This window comes from Conexibacter stalactiti (assembly GCF_033542075.1).
Lineage (GTDB): Bacteria > Actinomycetota > Thermoleophilia > Solirubrobacterales > Solirubrobacteraceae > Conexibacter > Conexibacter stalactiti.
In genome coordinates, this window is sequence record NZ_JAWSTH010000110.1 from 1 (window position 1) to 21,361 (window position 21,361).

Annotated in this window: 21 protein-coding genes; 10 read left to right on the plus strand and 11 right to left on the minus strand. The window is 73.6% G+C overall.

Features of this window, described 5'->3' with window-relative positions; genetic code table 11:
* Both R7226_RS26475 and R7226_RS26480 read left to right on the plus strand, forming a co-directional pair.
* On the plus strand, nucleotides 1-603 hold a 603-nt coding region (locus tag R7226_RS26475; protein ID WP_318600395.1), incomplete at its 5' end, for a phosphotransferase family protein.
* A 110-nt stretch (nucleotides 604-713) separates the two neighbouring features.
* A complete protein-coding gene (locus R7226_RS26480; protein ID WP_318600396.1) occupies nucleotides 714-1,493 on the plus strand; it encodes an SDR family NAD(P)-dependent oxidoreductase in 780 nt (259 codons plus the stop codon).
* 42 nt (nucleotides 1,494-1,535) lie between these two features.
* Here R7226_RS26480 and R7226_RS26485 read toward each other — a convergent pair whose 3' ends face one another.
* Complete coding sequence (locus R7226_RS26485) at nucleotides 1,536-2,066, minus strand: GNAT family N-acetyltransferase (protein WP_318600397.1); 531 nt, start codon at nucleotides 2,064-2,066, stop codon at nucleotides 1,536-1,538.
* 10 nt (nucleotides 2,067-2,076) lie between these two features.
* Nucleotides 2,077-3,264: an NADH:flavin oxidoreductase/NADH oxidase gene (locus R7226_RS26490; protein WP_318600398.1), complete on the minus strand. Its 1,188-nt coding sequence runs from the start codon at nucleotides 3,262-3,264 to the stop codon at nucleotides 2,077-2,079.
* An 85-nt stretch (nucleotides 3,265-3,349) separates the two neighbouring features.
* Here R7226_RS26490 and R7226_RS26495 point away from each other — a divergent pair, with 85 nt between their 5' ends.
* Nucleotides 3,350-4,153: an SDR family NAD(P)-dependent oxidoreductase gene (locus R7226_RS26495; RefSeq protein WP_318600399.1), complete on the plus strand. Its 804-nt coding sequence runs from the start codon at nucleotides 3,350-3,352 to the stop codon at nucleotides 4,151-4,153.
* A gap of 34 nt (nucleotides 4,154-4,187) precedes the next feature.
* Nucleotides 4,188-4,952: an SDR family NAD(P)-dependent oxidoreductase gene (locus R7226_RS26500; RefSeq protein WP_318600400.1), complete on the plus strand. Its 765-nt coding sequence runs from the start codon at nucleotides 4,188-4,190 to the stop codon at nucleotides 4,950-4,952.
* A 100-nt stretch (nucleotides 4,953-5,052) separates the two neighbouring features.
* On the opposite strand, the gene R7226_RS26505 is transcribed toward R7226_RS26500, so the two are convergent.
* Entirely contained in the window at nucleotides 5,053-5,997 is a 945-nt protein-coding gene (locus R7226_RS26505; RefSeq protein WP_318600401.1) for a dihydrodipicolinate synthase family protein, read from the minus strand.
* A gap of 58 nt (nucleotides 5,998-6,055) precedes the next feature.
* Here R7226_RS26505 and R7226_RS26510 point away from each other — a divergent pair, with 58 nt between their 5' ends.
* The 5 genes from R7226_RS26510 to R7226_RS26530 all read left to right on the plus strand — a co-directional run bounded on the left by R7226_RS26510 (nucleotide 6,056) and on the right by R7226_RS26530 (nucleotide 10,452).
* Nucleotides 6,056-7,216, plus strand: coding sequence for an NAD(P)/FAD-dependent oxidoreductase (locus R7226_RS26510; protein ID WP_318600402.1), 1,161 nt, complete (start codon nucleotides 6,056-6,058; stop codon nucleotides 7,214-7,216).
* 87 nt (nucleotides 7,217-7,303) lie between these two features.
* Nucleotides 7,304-8,236: a substrate-binding periplasmic protein gene (locus R7226_RS26515; protein ID WP_318600403.1), complete on the plus strand. Its 933-nt coding sequence runs from the start codon at nucleotides 7,304-7,306 to the stop codon at nucleotides 8,234-8,236.
* Complete coding sequence (locus tag R7226_RS26520) at nucleotides 8,236-9,024, plus strand: amino acid ABC transporter ATP-binding protein (RefSeq protein WP_318600404.1); 789 nt, start codon at nucleotides 8,236-8,238, stop codon at nucleotides 9,022-9,024. Before R7226_RS26515 ends, R7226_RS26520 begins: the two co-directional genes overlap by 1 nt.
* Before the next feature lie 4 nt (nucleotides 9,025-9,028).
* Nucleotides 9,029-9,703, plus strand: a complete 675-nt coding sequence (locus tag R7226_RS26525; protein WP_318600405.1) for an amino acid ABC transporter permease — start codon at nucleotides 9,029-9,031, stop codon at nucleotides 9,701-9,703.
* Nucleotides 9,700-10,452, plus strand: a complete 753-nt coding sequence (locus tag R7226_RS26530; protein WP_318600406.1) for an amino acid ABC transporter permease — start codon at nucleotides 9,700-9,702, stop codon at nucleotides 10,450-10,452. Before R7226_RS26525 ends, R7226_RS26530 begins: the two co-directional genes overlap by 4 nt.
* Before the next feature lies 1 nt (nucleotide 10,453).
* Here the strand turns inward: R7226_RS26530 and R7226_RS26535 are convergent, their stop codons facing one another.
* Together R7226_RS26535 and R7226_RS26540 are read right to left on the minus strand one after the other, a co-directional pair.
* A complete protein-coding gene (locus R7226_RS26535; RefSeq protein WP_318600407.1) occupies nucleotides 10,454-12,148 on the minus strand; it encodes a fibro-slime domain-containing protein in 1,695 nt (564 codons plus the stop codon).
* A 54-nt stretch (nucleotides 12,149-12,202) separates the two neighbouring features.
* A complete protein-coding gene (locus R7226_RS26540) occupies nucleotides 12,203-13,993 on the minus strand; it encodes an FAD-dependent oxidoreductase (RefSeq protein ID WP_318600408.1) in 1,791 nt (596 codons plus the stop codon).
* Nucleotides 13,994-14,147: 154 nt separating this feature from the next.
* On the opposite strand from R7226_RS26540, the gene R7226_RS26545 reads away from it, so the two are divergent.
* Nucleotides 14,148-14,972, plus strand: a complete 825-nt coding sequence (locus tag R7226_RS26545) for an IclR family transcriptional regulator domain-containing protein (protein WP_318600409.1) — start codon at nucleotides 14,148-14,150, stop codon at nucleotides 14,970-14,972.
* Between the two features lie 46 nt (nucleotides 14,973-15,018).
* Here R7226_RS26545 and R7226_RS26550 read toward each other — a convergent pair whose 3' ends face one another.
* From R7226_RS26550 to R7226_RS26575, 6 genes are all read right to left on the minus strand, one after another.
* Nucleotides 15,019-15,675 (minus strand): hypothetical protein, encoded by a 657-nt coding sequence (locus R7226_RS26550; RefSeq protein ID WP_318600410.1) that lies wholly within the window; start codon nucleotides 15,673-15,675, stop codon nucleotides 15,019-15,021.
* A gap of 63 nt (nucleotides 15,676-15,738) precedes the next feature.
* The gene (locus R7226_RS26555; RefSeq protein ID WP_318600411.1) at nucleotides 15,739-16,554 is read right to left on the minus strand and encodes an IclR family transcriptional regulator domain-containing protein; all 816 of its coding nucleotides are present in this window, start codon (nucleotides 16,552-16,554) and stop codon (nucleotides 15,739-15,741) included.
* The gene (locus R7226_RS26560) at nucleotides 16,551-17,525 is read right to left on the minus strand and encodes a 3-hydroxyacyl-CoA dehydrogenase (RefSeq protein ID WP_404827905.1); all 975 of its coding nucleotides are present in this window, start codon (nucleotides 17,523-17,525) and stop codon (nucleotides 16,551-16,553) included. The genes R7226_RS26555 and R7226_RS26560 overlap by 4 nt, the downstream gene beginning before the upstream one ends.
* A 14-nt stretch (nucleotides 17,526-17,539) precedes the next feature.
* Nucleotides 17,540-19,117 (minus strand): aminomethyl-transferring glycine dehydrogenase subunit GcvPB, encoded by a 1,578-nt coding sequence (gene gcvPB, locus R7226_RS26565; protein ID WP_318600413.1) that lies wholly within the window; start codon nucleotides 19,115-19,117, stop codon nucleotides 17,540-17,542.
* Nucleotides 19,114-20,487: an aminomethyl-transferring glycine dehydrogenase subunit GcvPA gene (gcvPA, locus tag R7226_RS26570; protein ID WP_404827906.1), complete on the minus strand. Its 1,374-nt coding sequence runs from the start codon at nucleotides 20,485-20,487 to the stop codon at nucleotides 19,114-19,116. The genes gcvPB and gcvPA overlap by 4 nt, the downstream gene beginning before the upstream one ends.
* Before the next feature lie 34 nt (nucleotides 20,488-20,521).
* On the minus strand, nucleotides 20,522-21,361 hold an 840-nt coding region (locus R7226_RS26575; protein WP_318600415.1), incomplete at its 5' end, for an ATP-NAD kinase family protein.

Genomic DNA, 21,361 nt, shown 5'->3' on the forward strand with positions numbered 1-21,361 from the left:
CTAGCGACCCCGCCCCGCCACCCCCCGCGTCGCCTCCAGCCGCGCCTCGCCGGCGAGGGCGCGGCGGGCGGCGGCGCGGCTGGAGGCGACGCGGCGGGTGGCGGTGCGGCGTCGCTGCGCCCATGGGGCGCGCTGGACGAGGCGCGCGCGATCCTCGAGCGGCTCGCCGCCGACGGCACGCTCGACGACGGCGACGCGGCGCTGCTGCGCGAGCGCGGCGCGCAGGTGCGGGAACGGGTCGAGCGGCTGGCGCTCCCGCTGCAGCCGATCCACGGCGACGCGCACCTGCGCAACGTGCTCGACGACGCGGCGCGCGGTCCGCTGTGGAGCGACTGGGAGGACGCCTTCCTCGGCCCGCGCGCGTGGGATCTCGCCTGCGTCTACGCCGCGCTGCCGCCGTTCGGCGATCACGACCCGGCCGCCGCCGGCCAGGCATACCGCGGCTACGGCGAGCCGGTCCATGCCGACGTGCTGCGCGCGCTCGTCGCCGCGCGCCGTTTTCAGATCGTCGTCTGGAGCGCGGCGCTCGCGCGCGATCGGCCCGAGCGCCGCCCGTCCTTCGAGCGGCGGATCGCCGCGCTGCGCGAACGCGGCTCGGCGTGACGTCCATGCGCCCGTGCGCGCCAAACGCCGCGTCCGAAAACCACTAGTCGGCGCGGCCGAAGCGCGTGAGTGTGGACGCTCCCGCAAGCAATCGCAGGAGACCCACCGTCATGAACCTCGACCTCACCGGCACGACCGCCGTCGTCACCGGCGCCAGCAAGGGCATCGGCCTCGCGACCGTCCGCGCGCTCGTCGCGCAGGGCGCCCAGGTCGTCGCCGGCGCGCGCACGCCCGGCGAGGAGCTGCGCGCGCTCACCCCGCACGCGCTCGCCGTAGACCTCGCCGTCGCCGGCGGCCCCGAGCGGCTGATCGAGCACGCCCGCGCCGAGCTGGGCGGGATCGACCTGCTCGTCAACAACGTCGGCGGCAATCCGGCACCGTTCGGCGGCTTCCTCTCCGTCAGCGACGAGCACTGGGACCACGTCCTGGAGCTGAACCTGATGAGCACCGTGCGAGCGACCCGCGCCGCGCTGCCGAGTCTGCTGGAGCGCGGCGGCGCGATCGTCAACATCGCCTCCGCCAACGCGCGCCTCGCGCAGCCGGCCGTCGTCGCCTACGCGGCCGCGAAGGCGGCGCTGCTGAACCTCGGCAAGGCGCTCGCGGACGAGTTCGGCCCGCGCGGCGTGCGCGTCAACACGATCTCGCCCGGCCCGGTGCTGACGCCGCTGTGGACCGGCGCCGACTCGGCCGGCGAGGCGATGGCGGGACAGTACGGCCTCACGACCGCCGAGCTGGTCGAGCAGATCCCGCAGCTGGCGGGGATGACGACCGGCGCGATGGCCGCGCCCGAGGAGGTCGCGGCGCTCGTGCTGCTGCTCGCCTCCGGCGCGGTGCCGAGCATGCGCGGCGCGGAGCTCGTGCTCGACGGCGGGCTGCTGAAGGCGATCTGAGCGCGCGCGTCCGCGGCGGGCGCGCCCGAGCGGGTCGCGCCCTCAGACCGCCACGCGCAGGATCGTCACGTCCAGCTCGAACATGACGGCGTCGGCCTCGTGCGCGAAGCCGCAGCGCTCGAGCGTCGCGAGCGCGCGGGCGTTGTCGCGCGTCGCGAAGGCGACGACGGAGGCGAGACCGCGCAGCGACGGCGCGTGCTGGAGCGCCGCGCGCGTCACCTCGGTCGCGTAGCCGCGACCCCAGCGGTCGTGCGCGAGGATGAAGCCGGCCTCGACCTCGGCGCGGCCGGCGACGATCGTGTGGCCGAGCCCGACCTGCCCGACGAAGGCGCCGCCGTCGCGCTCGCGCACCGTCCACGGGCCGAAGCCGTGCGCGTTCCAGTGCGCGTCGAAGTGGGCGAGGAACTGCTCGCTCTGCTCACGCGTGCGCACGCCGCCGAGGTGGGCCGGCCACATCGGGCCGGCGACGGCGGGATCGGCGAAGAGGGCGGCGTAGTCGTCCAGCTCGGTCGCGAGGTCGGTGCGCGTGGCGACGAGCCGGTCGGTCGTCAGCGTGGTGGGGAAGGGGGCCATCGGATGGAAGCTACTCCGGCTGCTCGTCGCCGTCGGCCTCGGCCGCGCCCCACGGGCCGAGCCGTTCCAGCAGCCCGCCGCGGCGCTCCAGCGCCCAGCGCGCCTGCGCCGGCCAGTCGGCGAAGGCGTCGCCGTCGGGCTGCGCGCCGAGCGCCTCCTGCGCGTGCAGCGGCCACTGCGGGTCGTCGAGCGCGGTGCGGCCCAGCGCGACGAGGTCGGCCTCGCCGTCGGCGACGATCGCCTCGGCGTGCGCGGGGTCGACGACGAGCCCGACGGCCATCGTCTTGATTCCGGCCTCGGCGCGCACGCGCGCGGCGTACGGCACCTGGTACCCGTAGTGCTCGGGGTGGGCGTAGCGCGCGCCGACGCCGCCGGAGGAGCAGTCGACGACGTCGACGCCCACCGCCGCAAGCTCGCGCGCGAAGGCGACCGTGTCTTCGACCGTCGTGCCGGTCAGCTCGCCGTCGACCGCCGACAGGCGCACGAACAGCGGCAGCTCTGCCGGCCACTCGGCGCGCAGCCGTCTGGCGATCTCCAGCGGCAGCCGCATGCGGCCGGCGAGGTCGCCGCCGTACTCGTCCTCGCGTCTGTTCGCCAGCGGCGAGAGGAAGGCGTTGAGCAGGTAGCCGTGGGCGCAGTGCAGCTCGATCGTGTCGAAGCCGGCGCGCAGCGCACGGGCGGCGGCGGCCGAGAAGGCGTCGACGACACCGGCGATCTCGTCGCGCGAAAGCGCGGCCGGCTCCGGCCAGCCGGCGACGGCGGCCTGCGCGCTGGCGGAGACGGTCGGCCAGGCGGCCTCGCCGCGCGCCGCGTCCTCGGCGCCGAGCGGGCCGAAGCCCTGCCACGGGCGCTGCGTGCTCGCCTTCGGCCCGGCGTGGCCGAGCTGGATACCGGCGGCGGCGCCGTGCGCCTTCAGGAACTGGGCGATCCGCGCCAGCGGCGCGACGTGCTCGTCGGACCAGATGCCGAGGTCGCCGGGGGTGATCCGCCCCTCCGGCACGACCGCCGTCGACTCCAGCACGACGAGGCCGAAGCCGCCGAGCGCGAAGCGGCCGAGGTGGACGAGGTGGAAGTCGTTCGGGAGACCGTCGGTCGCCGAGTACTGGCACATCGGCGAGACGACGAGCCGGTTGCGCAGCGTCAGCTCGCGCAGCCGGAGCGGGCTGAAGAGCTGGGCCGGCGTCGGGGGTGCAGCCATCGGGTCTCCTGACGAACGAGGCGAGTTCTGACGAGCGAGTGCGCTTACCGCACAGAAGTGCGATGATCGCACAATGGCTGATTCAATGCCCTCCGCGCCGCCCGTTCCGCCGCTGCTCGCGGGCCGGGTCGCGCTCGTCACCGGCGCCGCCAACGGCCTCGGCGCCGAGATCGCGCGCACGCTCGCCGCCGCCGGCGCGCGCGGCGTCGCGCTCGACCGCGACGCCGACGCCCTGCACCCGCCGGCCGGCTGGATCGCGCGGGCGGCCGACGTGACCGACGAGCAGGCGCTGCGCGACGCGGTCACCGCCGCCGTCGAGCAGTTCGGCCGCCTCGACGTCGTCGTCGCCAACGCCGGCGTCGTGCCGCCCTGGCGCGAGACGGCGGCGATCGACGGCGCCGAGTGGGACGCCGTCAGCGCCGTCAACGTGCGCGGCGTCGCCGCGACGATCGCGGCCGCGACGCCGGCGCTGCGGGACACCGCGCGCGCCGCCGCGCCCGCCACGCCGCGCGCGAGCGCCTCCGTCATCGCGATGGCCTCGCTCAACGCGCGCAAGGCCCATCCGCGGCAGGCGCTCTACAGCGCGACCAAGCACGCGGTCGTGGGGATCGTGCGCGCGACCGCGCTCGACCTCGGCCGCGACGGGATCCGCGTCAACGCCGTCGCGCCCGGCTCGATCGCGACCGACGCGCTGCTCGGACGCATGCGCAAGCGCGCCGCCGACGGTGGCGCCGATGCCGCCGACGCGCTCGCCGCCGCCGCCGAGGAGACCGCGCTCGGCCGCCTCGCGACCGCCGCCGAGGTCGCCGCGACCGTGCTCTTCCTCGCCAGCGACCTCGCCTCCGGCGTCACCGGCCAGGTGCTGGCCGTCGACGCCGGCGTCCCGTGATCCGACCCACCGCACCGAACGTAGGAGTGACGAGATGCACGACCTGACCGGCAGGACCGTCCTGCTGACCGGCGCCTCGAAGGGCATCGGCGCCGCGACCGCCGAGGCGCTCGGGGCCGCCGGCGCCAACCTCGTCGCACACTACGGCGGCGACCGCGCCGGCGCCGAGGCGGCGACCGCCGCGATCCCGGCCGAGCGCAAGCTGCTCGTGCAGGCCGACCTCGCCGACGGCGCGGCGGTGCGGCGGATGTGGGAGGAGGCGGTCGCGTGGCAGGGGCGCGTCGACGTGCTCGTCAACAACGCCGCGGTGATGCTCGACTCGCCGCTGGCCTCCAACGACGAGGAGTGGGACGACGCCTGGACGCGCTCGCTCGACGTCAACGTCAAGGGCCCGGCGCTGCTGCTGCGCGCCGCCACGCGCCATCACGTCGAGCACGGCGGCGGCGTGATCGTCACCTTCTCCAGCTGGGCCGCGCAGCGCGGCGCCGGCAACCCCGACCTGATCGCCTACTCGGCCTCGAAGGCGGCGATCAAGGCGGCGACGCAGACGATCGCGCGCGCTCACGCCGCCGACGGCGTGCTCGCGTACGTGATCGCGCCGGGCATCGTGCGGACGCAGATGTCGGAGGTCTCGGCCCAGCGGACCGGCGGCGAGGAGGCACTGACGGCGAGCCTCGCGATGAAGGAGTGGGTCCCGCCGAGCGACCTCGCCGACCTCGTCACCTACCTCGCGAGCGGTGGCTGTCGCCACCTGACGGGCGCGACGCTCGACGTCAACGGAGCCTCCTACGTGCGCTGAGCGACAGCGGGAGGGGCGGCGGGAGGGGCGGCGCGCGCCGTCGTGTGCGCGCGCTGCGGGAGCGGGGCGGCCGCGCGGCCGCCCCGTCGAACGTCGCCGCTCAGGCGGCGGCGGTCGCGGACTCGATCCGCGCGGTCAGCGCGTCGAGCTCGGCGATCACGGCGTTCAGCCGCTTCAGCTTCTCGGTGCCCTCGGCGCCGAGCGAGGCGAACGTCTTCAGCGGCGCGCGCACGTCGCCGACCGGGTAGCCGGCCGAGGCGGCCATCGCCTTCGAGTAGCACTGGTAGCCGTAGAGGGGATGACCCTCCTGCAGCACGTGGTCGATCGTGTCGAGCAGCACCTCGATCGCCTTCGCCTCCTCGATCCGGCCCGCGACGATCAGGTCGCAGATCACACGCGACGGGCGCGGCGTGTAGTTGCCGAACGGGTTGACGTAGCCGATCGCGCCGAGCAGGTACGACTCGACGATCCGCTCGCCGGCGAAGACGTTCATGACGCCCTCGGTCGCCTCGATCACGTCGTAGACGCGCGCCACGTCGGTGCTCGCCTCCTTGATGTACCGGATCTGCTCGTGCTCCCGCGTGAGGCGCGCGACGAAGCTCGCCTTCATGTCGACGTTCGTCGTGTACGGGTTGTTGTAGAGCATGATCGGCACGTCGACGGCGTCGCAGATCGCGCCGTAGTAATCGGCGATCTCGTCCTCGGTCGGCGTCACGTAGTACGGCGGCGAGATCATCAGGCCGTCGGCGCCGAGCGCGACCGCCTCGCGGCTGTAGCGGACCGCATTGGGCGTATGCGTGTTGGCGGTGCCGACGAGCACCGGGACGCGGCCGGCGACGTGCTTGACCGTGGTCTCGACGAGCGCGGTGCGCTCCTCGTCGGTGACCGACAGGAACTCGCCCGTGGTGCCGAAGACGATCAGGCCGGGCACGCCTTCGTCGATCTGCCAGTCGATGAAGCGGCGCATCGCCTCGAGATCGACGTTCGACCGGTCCTCCGTGAAGGGCGTGATCGTGACGGTGTAGCTCCCGCGAAACTCCGGCATGGTCTCCTCTGCGAACGAACGTGCGAAATGCGAACTTCCCCTACGATACGCCCTCGCCGTGAGTTCCGCACCTGAACAGCAGACCGACGTGCTCGTCGTCGGCGGCGGCATCGCCGGCGCCGCAACCGCCTACCGCCTCGCCCAGGCCGGCGTCGAGACGATCCTGCTCGACCGCCACGACCTCGGCACGCAGGCCTCCGGCGCCAACGCCGGCTCGATGCACGGGCAGATCCAGTTCACGCCGTTCCGCGACTTCGGCGAGGAATGGGCGCGCAGGTGGGCGCCGACGCTGGCGCTGCTGAAGGCGTCGGTCGAGATCTGGAAGGGCCTGAACGACGAGCTGGGCGTCGACGTCGAGCTGAGACTCGGCGGCGGGTTGCTGGTCGCGTCAGATGAGAGACAACTGCGCATGATCGAGCGCAAGGTGGCGCTCGAGAACTCGCACGGCGTCGCCTCACGACTGCTCTCGCGCGCGGACCTGCGCGCGGTCGCGCCGTACGTCGCCGACGAGATGGTCGGCGGCGAGCTTTGCCCGATCGAGGGCAAGGCCAACCCGCTGCTGGCGACGCCGGCCTTCGCCGCCGCCGCGCAGCGCGCCGGCGCCACGATCGAGCGCCACGTCGACGTTCGCGCGATCGAGCGCACGCGCGCCGGCTTCCGCCTGGAGACCACGAAGGGCCGTTTCAGCGCGCCGAGATTGGTCATATGCGCGGGTGCGGAGACAGCCCGGCTGGCCCGCATGCTCGGTGCGGAGATGCCGATCGAAGGCCATCCGATGCAGGTCAACGTGACCGAGGCGGTCGCTCCGCTCGTGCCTCACCTCGTCTACTTTGCAGGTGACAGACTGACGTTGAAGCAGGCACGGATCGGCTCGCTGCTGATCGGCGGCGGCTGGCCGGCGGCGGTCGACCCGCGCAGCGGCAGGTATGTCGTCGACCTCCACGGCGTGCGTCGCAACCTCGCGGTCGCGCGCCGGGTCGTGCCGGCGGTCGGCGGCGCGCGGCTGCTGCGGACGTGGGTCGGCGTCAACAACGGCGTCCCCGACGAGATGCCGATCGTCGCCGCGCTCGACGCGGTCGCGCCCGGTCTCGTCGTCGGCACCTTCCCCTACCTCGGCTTCTCCGGCGGGCCGATCATGGGTGAGCTGCTGGCCGACCTGGCGCGTGGTGTCGAGCCGCGCTTCGACCTTTCGCCGTTCTCGCCGGCGCGTTTCGGCTGACGAAGTCGAAGCGTGCGCATTGCGCCCCGTCGCGCGATATGCGAACATCGCCAACGCCGTCAATCGGAACCGACGCAGGAGAGAGCAGTGGATCACGACCAGAGTGCTCCGAACGCCGAGCCCAAGCAGGCGACCCGTCGCCGGATGCTGCTCGCGAGCGCGGGCATCCTCGCCGCGGGTGCCGCGACCGGCTGCGGGCTGACCAGCAGCGACGACAGCTCCGCGGACACGGGCGACAACGGCGGCGGTTCGTCGTCGAGCGTCCTCGACCGCATCAAGAAGGACAAGAAGATCCGCTTCGGCGTCGACCTCTCCTTCCAGCCGCTGCAGTACCGCGATCCGAGAACGAAGGAGCCGACCGGCTACTCGATCGAGGTCTCCAAGCTGCTCGCCGCCGCGATGGGCGCCGAGCCGGAGTGGGTCGAGGTTCCCTTCCAGGAGCTGATCGCCGCGCAGTCGGCCGGCCGCTTCGACATGACGGGCATTCCGGTCGTCAACACCGCCGAGCGCGCGCTGCAGGTCGGCTTCGCGTCGGCACCGGCCTTCCTCGAAGGCACGTACCTGTTCAAGGGCAGAGGCGTTGACGTCGGCTCGATCGAGGAGCTGAACGACCCCTCCGTGACGATCGCGCTGCTGGCCGGCTCTGCCCAGGTCGGCACCGCCAAGCTGCTGTTCCCGAGAGCGAAGCGCAAGGAGCTGCCCGACGACGTCGCGGCCACCTCCGACGTCACCACCGGCCGCTCCGACGCGCTCTTCATCGGCGACTACGCCGTCGGCGACGCGCGCAGAAGAGGGCTCGAGCTGATTCAGGCGAGACCGGTCGCGACCGCCTGGAACACCTACTTCCTGCCGCAGGGCGACTTCGCGCTGGCGCAGTTCGTGACGACCTTTCTGCAGCAGAAGGCGAGCGATCTGACGCTCGCCGGTCTGTGGCAGCAGTTCGTCGCCAGCGAGATCGAGAGATACGGCGTGCAGTCGGCTCCGGTCAAGGACCCCTACCTGGCTGCCGCCTACGCCTGATGAGTGCCACGACGACCTCGTCGCTGCTGGAGCTCCGGCAGGTGACCAAGCAGTTCGGCGCCACGACCGTGCTCCAGCCGACGGACCTCCAAGTCCGCAGAGGCGAGGTCGTCTGCGTCATCGGCCCCTCCGGCTCGGGCAAGTCGACGCTGCTGCGCTGCGTCAACTTCATCGCCCCGCCGAGCACCGGCTCGATCGTCTTCGATGGCGCGGAGTACACGCCGCCGACCGATCACCGCTGGGTGCCGGCGCTGGGCCTGCCGGAGGAGCGCCGCCTGACGAGACTGCGTTCGGAGATCGGGATGGTCTTCCAGCAGTTCAACGTCTTCCCCCATCTGACCGTGCGCGAGAACGTCGCGATCGGCTGCCGCAAGACCTGCGGGCTCGGTCGCAAGGAGGCGGCCGAGCGCGCGCTCGCCGAGCTGACGAAGGTCGGCATGGCGGAGAAGGTCGACGCCTATCCCGAGCAGCTCTCCGGTGGCCAGAAGCAGCGCGTCGCGATCGCGCGGGCGCTGGCGCTGGACCCGAAGCTGATGCTGTTCGACGAGGCGACCTCCGCGCTCGACCCCGAGCTGGTCAACGGCATCCTCGCGATCATGCGCGAGCTGGCCGAGGCCGGCATGACGATGATGGTCGTCACGCACGAGATGCGCTTCGCGATGGAGGTCGCCGACCGCGTGATCTTCATGGACAGAGGCTGCATCGTCGAAGAGGGCACGCCGGAGCAGTTCAAGGACCCGCAGCACGAGCGCACGCGCACCTTCCTGCGCTCGATCAACCACGGGTAGCGCGATGCTGGTCTTCGGCTTCGACTACTCGGTCATCTCCGACAATCAGGACGCGCTGCTCGACGGGCTCGTGCTGACGGTCGAGGTCGCCGCGCTCGGCTTCCTGCTGGCCGTCGTGCTCGGCCTGCCGCTGGCGCTCGCCGGCCGCTCGCGCTCGCCGCTGGCGCGCGTCCCGGCGATGCTGTGGATCGCGCTCGCGCGCGGCGTGCCGCTGCTGATCGTGATCTTCTGGCTCTACTACGCCGCCGCGCAAGAGGGGCTGTTCAGCCTCACCGCCTTCGTCGCCGGCGTCCTCTCGCTTGGGCTGACCGGTTCCGGCTACATGGCCGAGATCTACCGCACGGCGCTGTCGGCCGTGCCGGTCGGCCAGTACGAGTCGGCCGCCGCGATCGGCCTCTCGCGCATCACCGCCTTCCGCGTGATCATCCTGCCGCAGGCGGTGCGGACCGCGATCCCACCCGCGATGAACCTCTTCGTGATGCTGCTGAAGGGGGCCACGCTGCTGTCCGTGATCGGCCTCGCCGACATGTTCTACACCGCCAAGCTCGTCGCGGTGAACGAGTTCAAGCCGTTCGAGCTGTACACCGCCGCCGCCGTGCTCGTGATCGCCGTGACGCTCGTCGCCGCGCTCGGCGCGGGCCTCGTCGAGCGGCGCTTTTCGAAGGGAGTGCGTCGATGACCGGTGCGTTCGCGGCGCTCGACTTCGGGCCCGTCTGGGAGATGCGCAGCGAGCTGCTGAAGGGCATCTGGACGATGGTGCTGATCTCCGTCGTCTCGTTCGCGCTGGCGATCGTCGGCGGCCTGATCCTCGCCGGCATGCGGCAGTCGAAGTCGCGCCCGATCGCGTGGGCCGGCTTCCTGCTGATCCAGGTGCTGCGCGGCATCGCGCTGTACGTGCTGCTGCTGTGGATGTTCTTCGGCCTCGCCTCGGCCGGCGGCTTCCAATTCGAGCCGATCCCGGCCGGCATCCTCGCGCTGTCGCTGCTCAACAGCGCCTACCTCGCGGAGATCTTCCGCGCCGGCTACGAGGCGGTCCCGCCCGGTCAGAAGGAGGCGGCGCTCGCCGTCGGCCTGCCGCGGCGGACGTGGTTCGCGCGGATCCATCTGCCGCAGGTCACGCAGATCACGCTGCCGGCGATGGGCAACGTCTTCGTCGACAACATCAAGGACACCTCGATCCTGTCGGTGATCGGCGTCACCGAGCTGCTGCGCGAGAGTCAGCGGTGGGCGCAGTTCTACCAGCTGCCGTTCGAGTTCTACACCGCCGCCGCGGTGATCTACCTGGCGATCGTCACGCTCGTGACGTTCGGCTGGCGCCGCCTGGAGCGGCGCGCCGGGCGCCACCTCGACACGACCCGTCAGGTGAGACGGTCGCGCGCGCTGATCTTCGGGATCGGCGCCAGATCGGAGACCGCGACCGCGCCGTGAGTCAGCGCAGGCTCAGCGTGCGAACCGCGCTGAGCCTGCCGCTGTTGCCGGCGTCGTCGCGCGCGCTGACGACGACGCGGACGTTCAGTGCTCCACCGGGCGCGGCGGTGAGCGCTCTGCGGCTGGTCTGCGTCAGCCGCGCGCTGACGGTCGCGGTGGCGCCGGCTCTCGCGGTGAAGGTCGCGCGCGCGAGCGTTCTCTTGCCCGCGCCTCTGAGCTGCACCGAGCCGCGGCAGTGGCCGCGACCTTCGCCTTCGCGCGGTGAGCAGCTGACGCGCAGCGCGACGCGGGCGTCGTGCGCGGCGCGCAGTGTTCTCCCGCCTGCCAGCGTGAGGCCCGGCGGGTAGGGGTTGACCTGGAAGGCGTGCGCCGCGGCGGCGCCGCGGCGGCCGTCTGTCGTGACGGCGCGGATCTCGATGCGGTGGTCGCCGGCGCGCAGCTCTCTGAGCGTGTGGGGCGAGCTGCACGGCGTCCACGCGCCGCCGTCGAGGCTGCACTCGTAGCCGGCCGCGTCGGCGTCGACGGCGAAGCCGACGCGCACCTCGCGCGCTCTCGTGAGCACGCTCGGCCGCTCGGTGATCGTGACGTTCGCGGGCGCGGGGAGCGGCGCGGGCGGGGCGGGCGGGAGCGGGGCGGGCGGCAGCGGCGGGTCGGGAATCGGGTCCGGGTCGGGATCGGGTCTCGGCTCCGGTCTGGGCTCCGGTCTCGCCGCGACGGCGAGCCCGCCCGAGACCGCCGTCGCGCTGGTGCGACGGCTGCCGGTGATCTCGCACGTGAGCGTTCTGTCGGCGTCGGCGGCGGTCGTCGCGTGGTCAGCGCCGTCCGCGCCGGCGATCGTCACGCCGTCACGCAGCCAGATGTAGTCGAGCGTGAGGTCCGGGTGCCAGCCGGCCGCCGCGCAGGTGACCGTGTCGCCGACGGTCGCGGTCGCCGGCAGCGTCGCCGTGCCGGCGTCGAAGCCGAGCTGCGGGACGATCACGTTGAGGGTCGACTGGGTCGTGTGACGCTCGGCGACGAACAGGTCGAGGTCGTACGCTCTCCCTCTCGTCAGCCCGAGCTGGGCCGCTCTCTGGTCGAGGTCGACCATGCCGCTGGTGGGGCCGTGCACGCCGCCGAGATCGATCGCCAGGCGGCCGTTGACGAACAGCCAGATGTCGTCGTCGCCGGTGATCGTGATCGTCTCGCCGCCGTCGTAGCGCAGCTCGGAGTGCAGCTCGACGGTGAAGCTGAAGTTGTGTCCCCCGCTGCGCGCAGGCTCTCTGCCGGCTCTGACCCACCCGCCGTCGTCGAACGGGAAGAAGGTCTGGTCGTTGTGCTGGTAGCTGCCGTTGGGCTGTCTGATCAGCGTCAGCGACAGCGGCTCGGCGATGTTGACGAGCGGCGTGTCGCGGAACCACTGGTCGAAGGCGTCTCTGCCGTGGGTCGTCGGCGAGCCGGCGCCGTTGCCCTTCGCGTAGGCGGGCAGACCGTCCGTGCCGAGCGTCGCCTGGACGATCCCCATCTCCAGGCCGTTTGCGTTCTCGAAGTCGATGTGCCGTCTGGCGTCGGCGAGGTCGGACAGGTCGCTGCCGCGGAAGTCGCGCATCGTGCCGTCAAGCGTGACGGTCGCGGGCGGGTCGGCGGCGGAGGCGACGGAGGGGAGGGCGAGCGCAGCGACGACGAGCAGCGCGCCGGGGACGAAGCGGCGGCGATCCATCGGCCGGATGCTACGCAACCGACTGGCGCGTCGGCGCGCGCCTGGACGGATCCGCTACTGCTCGGCCAGCTCGTCGATCGTCAGCGGCTTGAACGGCGCGCTCGGCGCGAACAGGTCCAGCTCGTCCAGCTCGCGGCCGGCGCGGCGGGCGCCGATCTCGGCCAGCAGGCCGCCGCAGTAGCGACCCTGGCAGCCGCCCATTCCCGCGCGCGTCACGCGCTTGACCGCGCCGATGTGGCCGAGGCCGGCGTCGAAGGCGTCGCGCACCGCGCCCAGCGGCACGTTCTCGCAGCGGCAGATCGCCGTCTCCGGCTCGGCCAGCTGGTCGACGATTCGCGGCGCCGCGTAGGCGGTCCAGAGGGCGTCCTGGAAGCGCGTCGCGCGCGCGTGAGATCTGCGCGCGCCGCGCTCCTCGGCCTGCTGCACGGGCCCGAGCGCGCGGCCCAGCTCGCGGGCGGCGTCGAGGCCGGCGAGCAGGCCGGCCGCCTGCGCGACGCGCGCGCCGCCGATCCCGCCGCCGTCGCCGACGACCCAGACGCCGTCGACCGACGTGCGGCCGTCGCCGTGGCGTTGCACGGCGAAGCCACCGGCGGCCGTGTCGAAGCGGTGGGCGGCGCCGAGCGCGCGCGCCAGCTCGTTGGAGGGCAGGAAGCCGAAGCCGACGCAGACGGCGTCGACCGCGTAGCTCTTCTCGCTGCCGGGGACGGCGCTGCCGTCGGGCGCGATCTTCGCGACGGTCGCCCGCCGCACGCGGCCGTCGCCCTCGGCGCGCACGAGCGCGCGGCCGTGCAGCACCGGCACGCGGGCGCGCGCGAGCGCGGCACCGTAGCCGGCCCCCTGCACGATCAGGTCCGGCGCGGCGGCCGCCATCTTCGCCAGCGCCGGGGCGCGGCGCGGGTCGGTCAAGCGCGCCAGCTCGGCGAGCGCGACGACCTTCGCGCCGCCGCGCACCAGCTCGGCGGCGACCTGCATGTTGAGCGGGCCGTTGCCGGAGACGAGCACGCGCGTGCCGGGCGCCACCTGGTAGGCGCGCAGCAGCGTCTGCGCGGCGCCGGTCGTCATCACGCCCGGGAGCGTCCAGCCGGGCAGCGGGACGCCGCGCTCGTAGGCGCCGGTCGCGAGGATCAGCGCGCGCGGCCGCAGCGTCCAGTCGCCCTCGGCGGAGGTCGCCAGCAGCTCCTGCGGGCTCGGTGCGCCCCAGACCTGCAGCCCGCTGCGGAGGTCGACGCCGGCAGCGCGCGCCCGTGCGATCAGCGAACGGCCGGAGCGGTACTGCGGGTCGAGCTTGGCGGGATCGTCGACGAGCGCCTCGGGCGGCTGCTTGTAGTACTGGCCGCCGGGCTTCGGCCGCTCGTCGGCGAGCACGACCTTCACCCCGGCCTCGGCCGCCGCGACCGCCGCCGCGAGGCCGGCGGGCCCGCCGCCAACCACCAGGAGGTCCGGCGTCAGCTCGCGGTGGGCACGCCGGGACGCGGGCGGGATCACCGTCAGAGGAGCGTCATGTGGCATCCCGCCAGGGGACGCCAGATGACGCTCATGCGCCGCGAGCGCGGTCAGATCGGGCTGGGCCGGCTGCCGCTCGACGCGCATGCCGGCGCGCACCGGCGTCATGCAGGCGCGCTGGCCAGGGACGCCGTCGATCTCGACGAGACACTCCTGGCAGACGCCCATCCCGCAGAAGAGGCCGCGGCGGTCGCCGTCGAGCGTCTCGCGGCAGGCCAGCTCGCCGGCGGCGACGAGCGCGGAGGCGATCGTGTCGCTGGCGCGCACGCGCAGCGCTCTGCCCGAGAGGACGATCTCCAGCTCCTCGGCGGGGGCGCCGAGGCCACGGCTGCGGATGCGCACGATCAACTGCTCCAGGATGCGGGTGAGAAGAGGTAGAGTGTGCGCATAGCGATCAAGTCGTGCGACCACCGAACCTTTGCACATCTCGATCGCAGCGTCCACGCCCAGGAGAGCCTCGCCATGCCCGCCCCCCTCGTTACAGTTCCCCGCCACCGTGGCTGCTGAGCTCGAACCCGAGGGAGCGGACCGCGACTACGTCGCGTCGCTCGCGCGTGGCCTGAGCGTGATCCGGGCGTTCAGCCGCTCACGTCCGAGCATGACGCTGAGCGAGGTCGCCCAGCGCGCCGACATGAACCGCGCCGCGGCCCGCCGCTTCCTGCTGACGCTCGTGCGCGAAGGCTACGCCGAGTCCGACGGCAAGTACTTCCGCCTGCGCCCGAAGATCCTCGAGCTGGGCTTCTCCGCGCTCTCCTCGCTGAGCTTCGCCGAGGTCGCCGAGCCGCCGATGGAGGACCTCTCCGCCGAGCTGGGCGAGACCTGCCTCGCGGCCGTGCTCGACGGCGACATGTGCGTCTACGTCGCGCGCGCGACCGCGCAGCGCGTCGTCTCGGTCGACCTCGACGTCGGCTCGACGCTGCCCGCCTTCACGATGTCGACCGGCCGCGTGCTGCTCGCCGCGCTCAGCGACGAGGAGCTGGACCGCTGGCTCGACGACTTCCGCCCGACGAAGTACACCGACCACACCATCACCTCACGCGCGCGCCTGCGCGAGGACGTGATCGCGGTGCGCGAGAAGGGCTGGTCGATCGTCGACCAGGAGTACGAGATCGGCTTCCGCTCGCTGTCGGTCCCGATCAGGGACCAGAGCGGCACGGTCGTCGCGGCGCTCAACGTCTGCTGCCCGAGCCCGCGCGTGTCGCTGGAGACGATGCAGGAGGAGTTCCTGCCGGCCGCCCTGCGCAGCGCCGAGGAGATCCAGCGCTCGCTGCCCGAGGAGTACCGCAGGCGCGCGAAGGACCTGCGCGTCGGCGCGCGCTGAGCGCGCGCTCCGGCGTCTGCGCGCGGCCGCCTCGCGGGCGCGCGCCTCAGATCCACTCGGGCGCCGGCCGGCCGCCGGCGGCGTGCGCGACCACGACCGGATCGATCGCCTCCGCCGCGCGCGCGAGCGCGTCCAGCACGTCTATGACGTCGTGCGCATCGAGCGCCGCCGCGACCGCGAGCAGGTCTCCGGCCGGCGCGCGCACGAGGCCGCGCAGCTGCTCGGTCCGCAGCTCTCCGCGCCGCAGCGCGAGCAGCCGCCGCAGCCGGCGGCCGCGCTCGACGCCGGCCGGCTCGATCTCGACGTCGAGCCGCGCGAAGGTGGCGCGCAACTCGTCCCACGGGGGCGGTTCGCTCGCGTCGGCGAGCGGCGCCGGCGCCCAGGCGGAGGCGTCCGCGCGCGTCAGCTCCGCATGCGACCGCTCGACGTACGTCTCGTAGTTGGTCACAGCGTCGCCCAGCAGGGCGACCGCCTGCGCCCACTGGTAGTCGGGCTGCCAGAGGCCGTCGATCAACTGCTCGAACACGGCCCGCTGGTCGCGACCGCCGCCGGCACGCCGGCCGGCCTCCGCCCACAGGCGCTCGTACGCCTCCTCTGCGAAGCGCAGCCCGAGCCGCAGCGCGGTGCGCAGGTCGCGGTCGGCGGCGTCGAAGTCGCGGAAGGCGGCGGTCGTCGGTCGACGCGGGACGTCCCAGGAGGCCATCGACATCAACGGTAGAGAAGGCGTGGCGGGCCGCGCGAGCGCTCTGCGCGAGTCTCGGCCCACTCAGCGCGCCAGGCCCGCCTCGATCGACGCCGCGGCGCGCAGCAGCGGCGGCAGCAGCAGCTCGCGCGCCTCGGCCGGCGTGCGGCGGGCGACGTGCGTGGAGAGGTTGATCGCGGCGACGGTCACGCCCCTGCGATCGCGGACCGGGACGGCGAGCGCCAGCAGCCCCTCCTCCAGTTCCTGGTCGACGAGTGCGTAGCCCTGCGCGCGGACGCGCATCAGCTCGTCGCGCAGCAACGCGTGATCGACGATCGTGTTCGGCAGGAACGCCCTCAGCTCGACGGTCGCGAGGAAGGCGTCCAGCTCGGCGTCGGGCAGGCCGGCCAGCAGCGCGCGGCCGAGCGCGGTCGCCGCGGCCGGCATGCGCGAGCCGACCGCGACGGTCGCGTTCATGATCGCCGGGCCGCTGACGCGCATCACGTAGACGATCTGGTCGCCGTCGAGGATCGCGCCCTCGCTCGACTCCTGCGACTCGGCGACGAGCTGCTCCAGGTGCGGCTGCGCGACCTCCGGCAGCGAGAGGCTCGAGAGGAAGGCGTAACCCAGCTCCAGCACGCGCGGCGTCAGCGAGAAGTTGCGGCCGTCGCTGCGCACGTAGCCCAGCTCCTCGAGCGTCAGCAGGAAGCGGCGCGCGGCGGCGCGCGTGAGGTCGGTCGCGGCGGCGATCTCGCTGACCGTCATCGCGGGCGTTCTCGGCCCGAAGGCGCGGATGATCGAGAGCGCCCGCTCGACCGACTGGACGAAGTCGCGCGGGCGGCGCGTCGCATCGGCGGCCGGTTCGGCGCCGTCCGCCGCCGCGTCGTCGAGCGCGGTCACGCCGCGTCCTCATCGTCGGCGGGGCGAGCCGCGCGCGCCTGCGCCGCCATCAACGTCTCGTCGCGCCAGACGACCCGCGCCTCCCACTGCTCCAGCGGCAGCAGCGCGCGGCGCTGCGCCTCGACCTCCGCGACCAGCTCCGGCGTCCACGGGTCGTCCTGGCCGCGCTCGGCGCCCATGCGCGCGTAGGCGGGGCCCATCTTCTCGGCGTGCGAGGCGATCCCGCCGCGCGTGTTGAGGTCGACCGTCTCGAACGGGCCGATCGCCGCCCAGCGGCGGCCGAGGCCGTCGCGCATCACGCGGTCGACGTCCTCGACGGTCGCGACGCCGTCGCGCACGAGGCAGTACGCCTCGCGCAGCACCGCGCCCTGGAGGCGGTTGAAGAGGAAGCCCTCGACCTCCGCTCTGACGAGCACGGGCGCCATCCCGGCGGCGGTGAACAGCGCCTGCGCCCGCGCGACCGTCTCGGCGGCGGTGAACGGCGCCGGCACCAGCTCGACGACTGGCAGCAGGTACGGCGGGTTGCCGGGGTGGGCGATCAGCACGCGCGCGCGGCCAGGCAGCTCGGCGGCGAAGCGCGACGCCGTCAGCGCCGAGGAGGAGGACGCGAGCGTCGCGCTCGGATCGGCGAGCGCGTCGAGCCGCTCGAACAGCTCCCGCTTCAGCTCGACCCGCTCTGGCGCGCACTCCTGCACGTGCAGCGCGCCGGCGAGCGCTCCGCCCAGCTCGGTCGCGATGCCGACGCGCGCGGCGACCGTCTGGACCGGCTCGTCGAGCAGCCCGTGGGCGCGCAGCGTCGCGAGCCGCTCGTCCAGCTCGCGCGGCGCTGCCGCCAGCCGTGCCGGGTCGGGATCGTGGAGCGCGACGGGGTGGCCGGCGCGCGCGAAGACGAGCGCCCACGCGACGCCGATCGAGCCGGCGCCGACGATCGCGATCGGCTGCGCGGCGCGCGCCTTGCGGCCCGCCTCCATCGTGCCCGCGCCGCTCACGACGCGGCCTCCGCGCCCGCACCGCGGACGCCACCCGGCACCACGTCCTTGCGCACCGCCGCCCGCCACGTCGTCGCCCACCGCTCCGGGTCGTCCACACGTGACGCGTCGACCTGCGCGAGCGGGTGGTTGTGCGGCGCGCTCTTGACCAGCTCGGGATCGCTGTACGCCTCCCCGATCACGTGCTCCAGCACGTCGATCCAGGTGTCGACGTCCTCCTTGGACCACAGCTCGCCCGGCTCCGGCGTGATCGGCTCCGGCACCAGCCAGGGCTCGTGCGCCAGCCACGGCGCGTCGACGCCGAAGTCGACCATCCGGTTGGAGATGTCGTGCACGTCGACGCCGGTCTCCTCCAGCACCTGCGCCAGCGACCAGCGCGTCATCTCCAGCCGGTGTCTCGTCACCTGCGGGTTGGAGCGGGTGACGCCTCTGGCCTGCGCCAGGCGCGTGTCCATGTAGTTGTTCGCGAGCACGGAGAGGTCAGCGGCGTCGCGGATCCCCTCGGCGCCGAGCGCGCGCGTCCACGCGTACGCCTTCACGACGACCGGCACGTTGCCCCAGAACTCGCGCACCTTGCCGATCGACTGGGGCGCGTCGGCGACCGTCTCCAGGCCGTAGGCGCCCGACTCCTCGCGCACGACCAGCGGGCGCGGCAGGAAGGGGGCCAGCGCATCCGAGCAGCCGTAGGCGCCGACGGCCGGCCCGCCACCGCCCTTCGGCGCGCCGAAGGTCTTGTGCAGCATGTACATGCAGGCGTCGAAGCCCAGCTCGCGGCCGCGGATGCGGCTCATCACGCCGTTGAAGTTGGCGTTGTCGTAGAAGGCGAGGCCGCCCGCGTCGTGCACGAGCTCGATCCAGCGCTTGATCTCGGGGTTGTAGATCCCCATGTCGTCGGGGTTGCCGACCATCAGCGCGGCCGTTCTCTCCGACACCGCCGCCTCCAGCGCGGCGAGCGTCGGGTAGCCATCGGGGCCCAGCGGCAGCGTGATCACGTCGAAGCCGGCCGCGGCCGCGGTCGCGGCGTTGCACGGGTGCGTCTGGATCGTCGTGATCACCTCGGTGCGCTGCTCCAGCTCACCGCGCGCGGCGTGGTAGGCGCGCGTCACGCACGCGTGCGTGTAGGCGGCGTCGGCGCCGCCGCCCGCCTGGAAGACGAAGCGGTCCATCCCGCTCAGCTCGCAGAGGATCGCCTCGAAGTCGTGGACGATCTTCAGCACGCCCTGCAACGTCTCCAGCGGCTGCCCGGGGTGCAGCTCGGCCAGCTCCGGCCGCGCCGCGATCAGCTCGTTGACGCGCGCGTTGTACTTCATCGTGCACGTGCCGAAGAGGTTGATCCCCATCATCCCGAGCGTCATCTGCGACAGGTGCAGGTAGTGGCGCTGGACCTCGAACTCCGACAGCTCCGGCAGCGCCGGCGGCGTCGCCCGCGCGACGCCGGGCGGCAGCAGCTCGGACAGCGGCGCGCGCGCCTCGGGCTCGACCTCGGGGAGCAGCTGGGCGCGGCGGCCGGGACGACCCAGCTCCAGCACGATCGGCTCGTCCCACGACGCGGCGTGGAATCTCGGCAGGCTCATGCGGTCACCTCCGCCAGCGCCGCGACGAGCCGGTCGACGTCCTCGCGCGCGTGGATCTCGGTGACGCAGTAGAGCGCGCTCTGGCCGAGCTGCGGATGATCGGCGGAGAGGTCGGCGCCGCCGAAGATGCCGCGCTCCAGCAGCGCGGCGTTGACCTCGGCGACCGTTCTGCCGGTGCCGTCGAAGGACACGACGAACTCCTTGAAGAAGTGGGGGAAGCGGATCTCGATCCCGGGCAGCTCACCGATCCGGCGGGCGGCGTCGTGGCTGCGCCGCAGGATCGTCGTGCCGACGTCGGCGAAGCCCTGCGGCCCCATCAGCGACATGTAGGTCGCGTTGACGATCGCCCACAGGTAGACCGAGTTGCCGGTCCAGTCGTTGCCCTCCTCGCGACGGCCGTAGGAGGACTGCTCGAACAGCGTCATCGCGAAGCCGCGCTCGCCGGACGTGCGCGTCGGCGCGATGCTGACCTGCAGCGTCGGGTACTGGCGCGCGTAGCGCTCCTCGTCACGCGTGGCGATGAAGCCGCCGACGCCGCCGCCGCAGTTCATGTGCACGCCGAGCGGCTGCGTCGGCCCGACCGCGATGTCGACGCCCCAGGCGCCGGGCGGCGCCAGCACGCCGAGGCTGATCGGGTCGACACCGGCGATCGTCTCGGCGCCGGCGGCGCGCGCGAGCGCCGCGATCTGCGCTCCCTGCGTCTCCAGCGCGCCGAGGCCGGTCGGTGTCTCGACATAGACGGCGGCGGTGCGCGGCGACAGCTTCGCCTCCAGGTCGGCGAGCTTCAGCGCGTCGGTCGCCGGGTCGGTCGCGACCTCGACGATCTCGATGTGGCCGTGGACCTCCGGCAGCGCGCAGTAGGAGCGGATCACGGCGAGCCGCTCACGGTCGAGCGTCGCGGGGACCAGCACCTCGCTGCGGCCGGTGAGGCGGGCGGCCATGCGGATCGCGTGACCGGCGGCGCAGCCCCACGAGTAGACCGGCAGCCCGACGAACTCCAGCTCGACCAGCTCGCCGAGCTGCGAGGCGAACTCGAACCACGCCTGGTTGCGGCCGTGGTCGGATGCGGGCGTGCCCCACTCGGAGGTGACGAACTCGGTCCGCTGCGCCAGCTCGTCGCAGACGGCCGGCACGTGGTGCTGCCAGACGCCGCCGCCGAGGAACGAGAGCGTCGACTCGCAGTCGCCGTTGCGCTTCAGGGTGGTGCGGAGGTGGCGCGCCAGCTCGGCCTCGGAGCGCAGCGCGGGCGGAAGCTCCAGCGTGCGCCTCGTGCGGTGGTCGGCGGGGATCTGCTCGAACAGCGCGTCGGCGTCGGCGACGCCGACGGCGTCGAGCAGCTCCTGCCGCAGCGCCGGCGCCGAGTTGGCCATGTACGGGTGGGCGGTCGGGGTCACGTGGCCTCCATCAGGCAGCGACCTCCGCCATCAGCGTCTCGCGTGCGCCGACGCGGACGCGGACGTGGCCGCTGAGTTCGTGGTCGAGGGTCGGGTCGCCGGTGTCGACGCGCAACAGCAGCGGGTCGAGCGCGAGCAGCTTCGAGCGGTCGGCGACGATCGCGATCCGCTCGCGGGAGAAGTGGCGCAGCACGGCCGGGGAGAGCTGCTGGTTGCCGCGGCCGAGCAGCGAGCCCTGGCCGCCGACGACGCCGAGGACGAGTCGCGGATCGCTCGCCCCGTCGAGCAGGTGGAGCAGCTCGCGTTCGCTCGCGTCGCGCGCGACCAGTTCGGCGTCACGGACAGCGTCGATTCCGAGCGGCGTCGCGTCGAGGCCCAGCGCTTGCAGGACGCGCGCGGTCGTCGTGCCGGGCCCGACGACCGTCACCGTTCCGGGTGGGTCGGCGCGCAGCTCGTCGGCGGTGCGGGCGCAGGCGGCGACAAGCGCGGCATCGGCGTGCGGGCCGGGGCGGCTCTTGGCGGCCAGGACCCGTCCGGGCGCGCGCGGAATCGACACGACGGCGTGCAGGAGGATCGCGCCGTCAGCGTCGCGGTCGGCGATCTCGGCGTCGACGAGCGCGGCGGGGGAGCGCAGGTACGCCGCCGCGACCTCGCCGGCCGCCTCGGGCGTCGCGGCGAAGCAGCCGGAGTGCATCTTCACGCCGGCCGGGATCCCCAGCAGCGGGACACGGCCGGCGACCGCGCCGGCGACGTCGCGCGCGGTCCCGTCGCCGCCGGCGAACAGCAGCAGGTCGACGCCGGCGGCGGCGAGCCGGTCGGCGGCCGCGCGGGTGCCGTCGGCGCCGGCGCC

Excerpts from the sequence above, each read along its gene's own strand:
- R7226_RS26505 (WP_318600401.1), bottom strand. The coding sequence starts at position 5,997 with ATGCCGGAGTTTCGCGGGAGCTACACCGTCACGATCACGCCCTTCACG.
- R7226_RS26500 (WP_318600400.1), top strand. The coding sequence starts at position 4,188 with ATGCACGACCTGACCGGCAGGACCGTCCTGCTGACCGGCGCCTCGAAG.
- R7226_RS26535 (WP_318600407.1), bottom strand. The coding sequence starts at position 12,148 with ATGGATCGCCGCCGCTTCGTCCCCGGCGCGCTGCTCGTCGTCGCTGCG.
- R7226_RS26560 (WP_404827905.1), bottom strand. The coding sequence starts at position 17,525 with ATGGAGGCGGGCCGCAAGGCGCGCGCCGCGCAGCCGATCGCGATCGTC.
- gcvPA (WP_404827906.1), bottom strand. The coding sequence starts at position 20,487 with ATGGCCAACTCGGCGCCGGCGCTGCGGCAGGAGCTGCTCGACGCCGTC.
- R7226_RS26490 (WP_318600398.1), bottom strand. The coding sequence starts at position 3,264 with ATGGCTGCACCCCCGACGCCGGCCCAGCTCTTCAGCCCGCTCCGGCTG.
- R7226_RS26525 (WP_318600405.1), top strand. The coding sequence starts at position 9,029 with ATGCTGGTCTTCGGCTTCGACTACTCGGTCATCTCCGACAATCAGGAC.
- R7226_RS26550 (WP_318600410.1), bottom strand. The coding sequence starts at position 15,675 with ATGGCCTCCTGGGACGTCCCGCGTCGACCGACGACCGCCGCCTTCCGC.
- R7226_RS26480 (WP_318600396.1), top strand. The coding sequence starts at position 714 with ATGAACCTCGACCTCACCGGCACGACCGCCGTCGTCACCGGCGCCAGC.
- R7226_RS26495 (WP_318600399.1), top strand. The coding sequence starts at position 3,350 with ATGCCCTCCGCGCCGCCCGTTCCGCCGCTGCTCGCGGGCCGGGTCGCG.
- R7226_RS26520 (WP_318600404.1), top strand. The coding sequence starts at position 8,236 with ATGAGTGCCACGACGACCTCGTCGCTGCTGGAGCTCCGGCAGGTGACC.
- R7226_RS26530 (WP_318600406.1), top strand. The coding sequence starts at position 9,700 with ATGACCGGTGCGTTCGCGGCGCTCGACTTCGGGCCCGTCTGGGAGATG.
- gcvPB (WP_318600413.1), bottom strand. The coding sequence starts at position 19,117 with ATGAGCCTGCCGAGATTCCACGCCGCGTCGTGGGACGAGCCGATCGTG.
- R7226_RS26485 (WP_318600397.1), bottom strand. The coding sequence starts at position 2,066 with ATGGCCCCCTTCCCCACCACGCTGACGACCGACCGGCTCGTCGCCACG.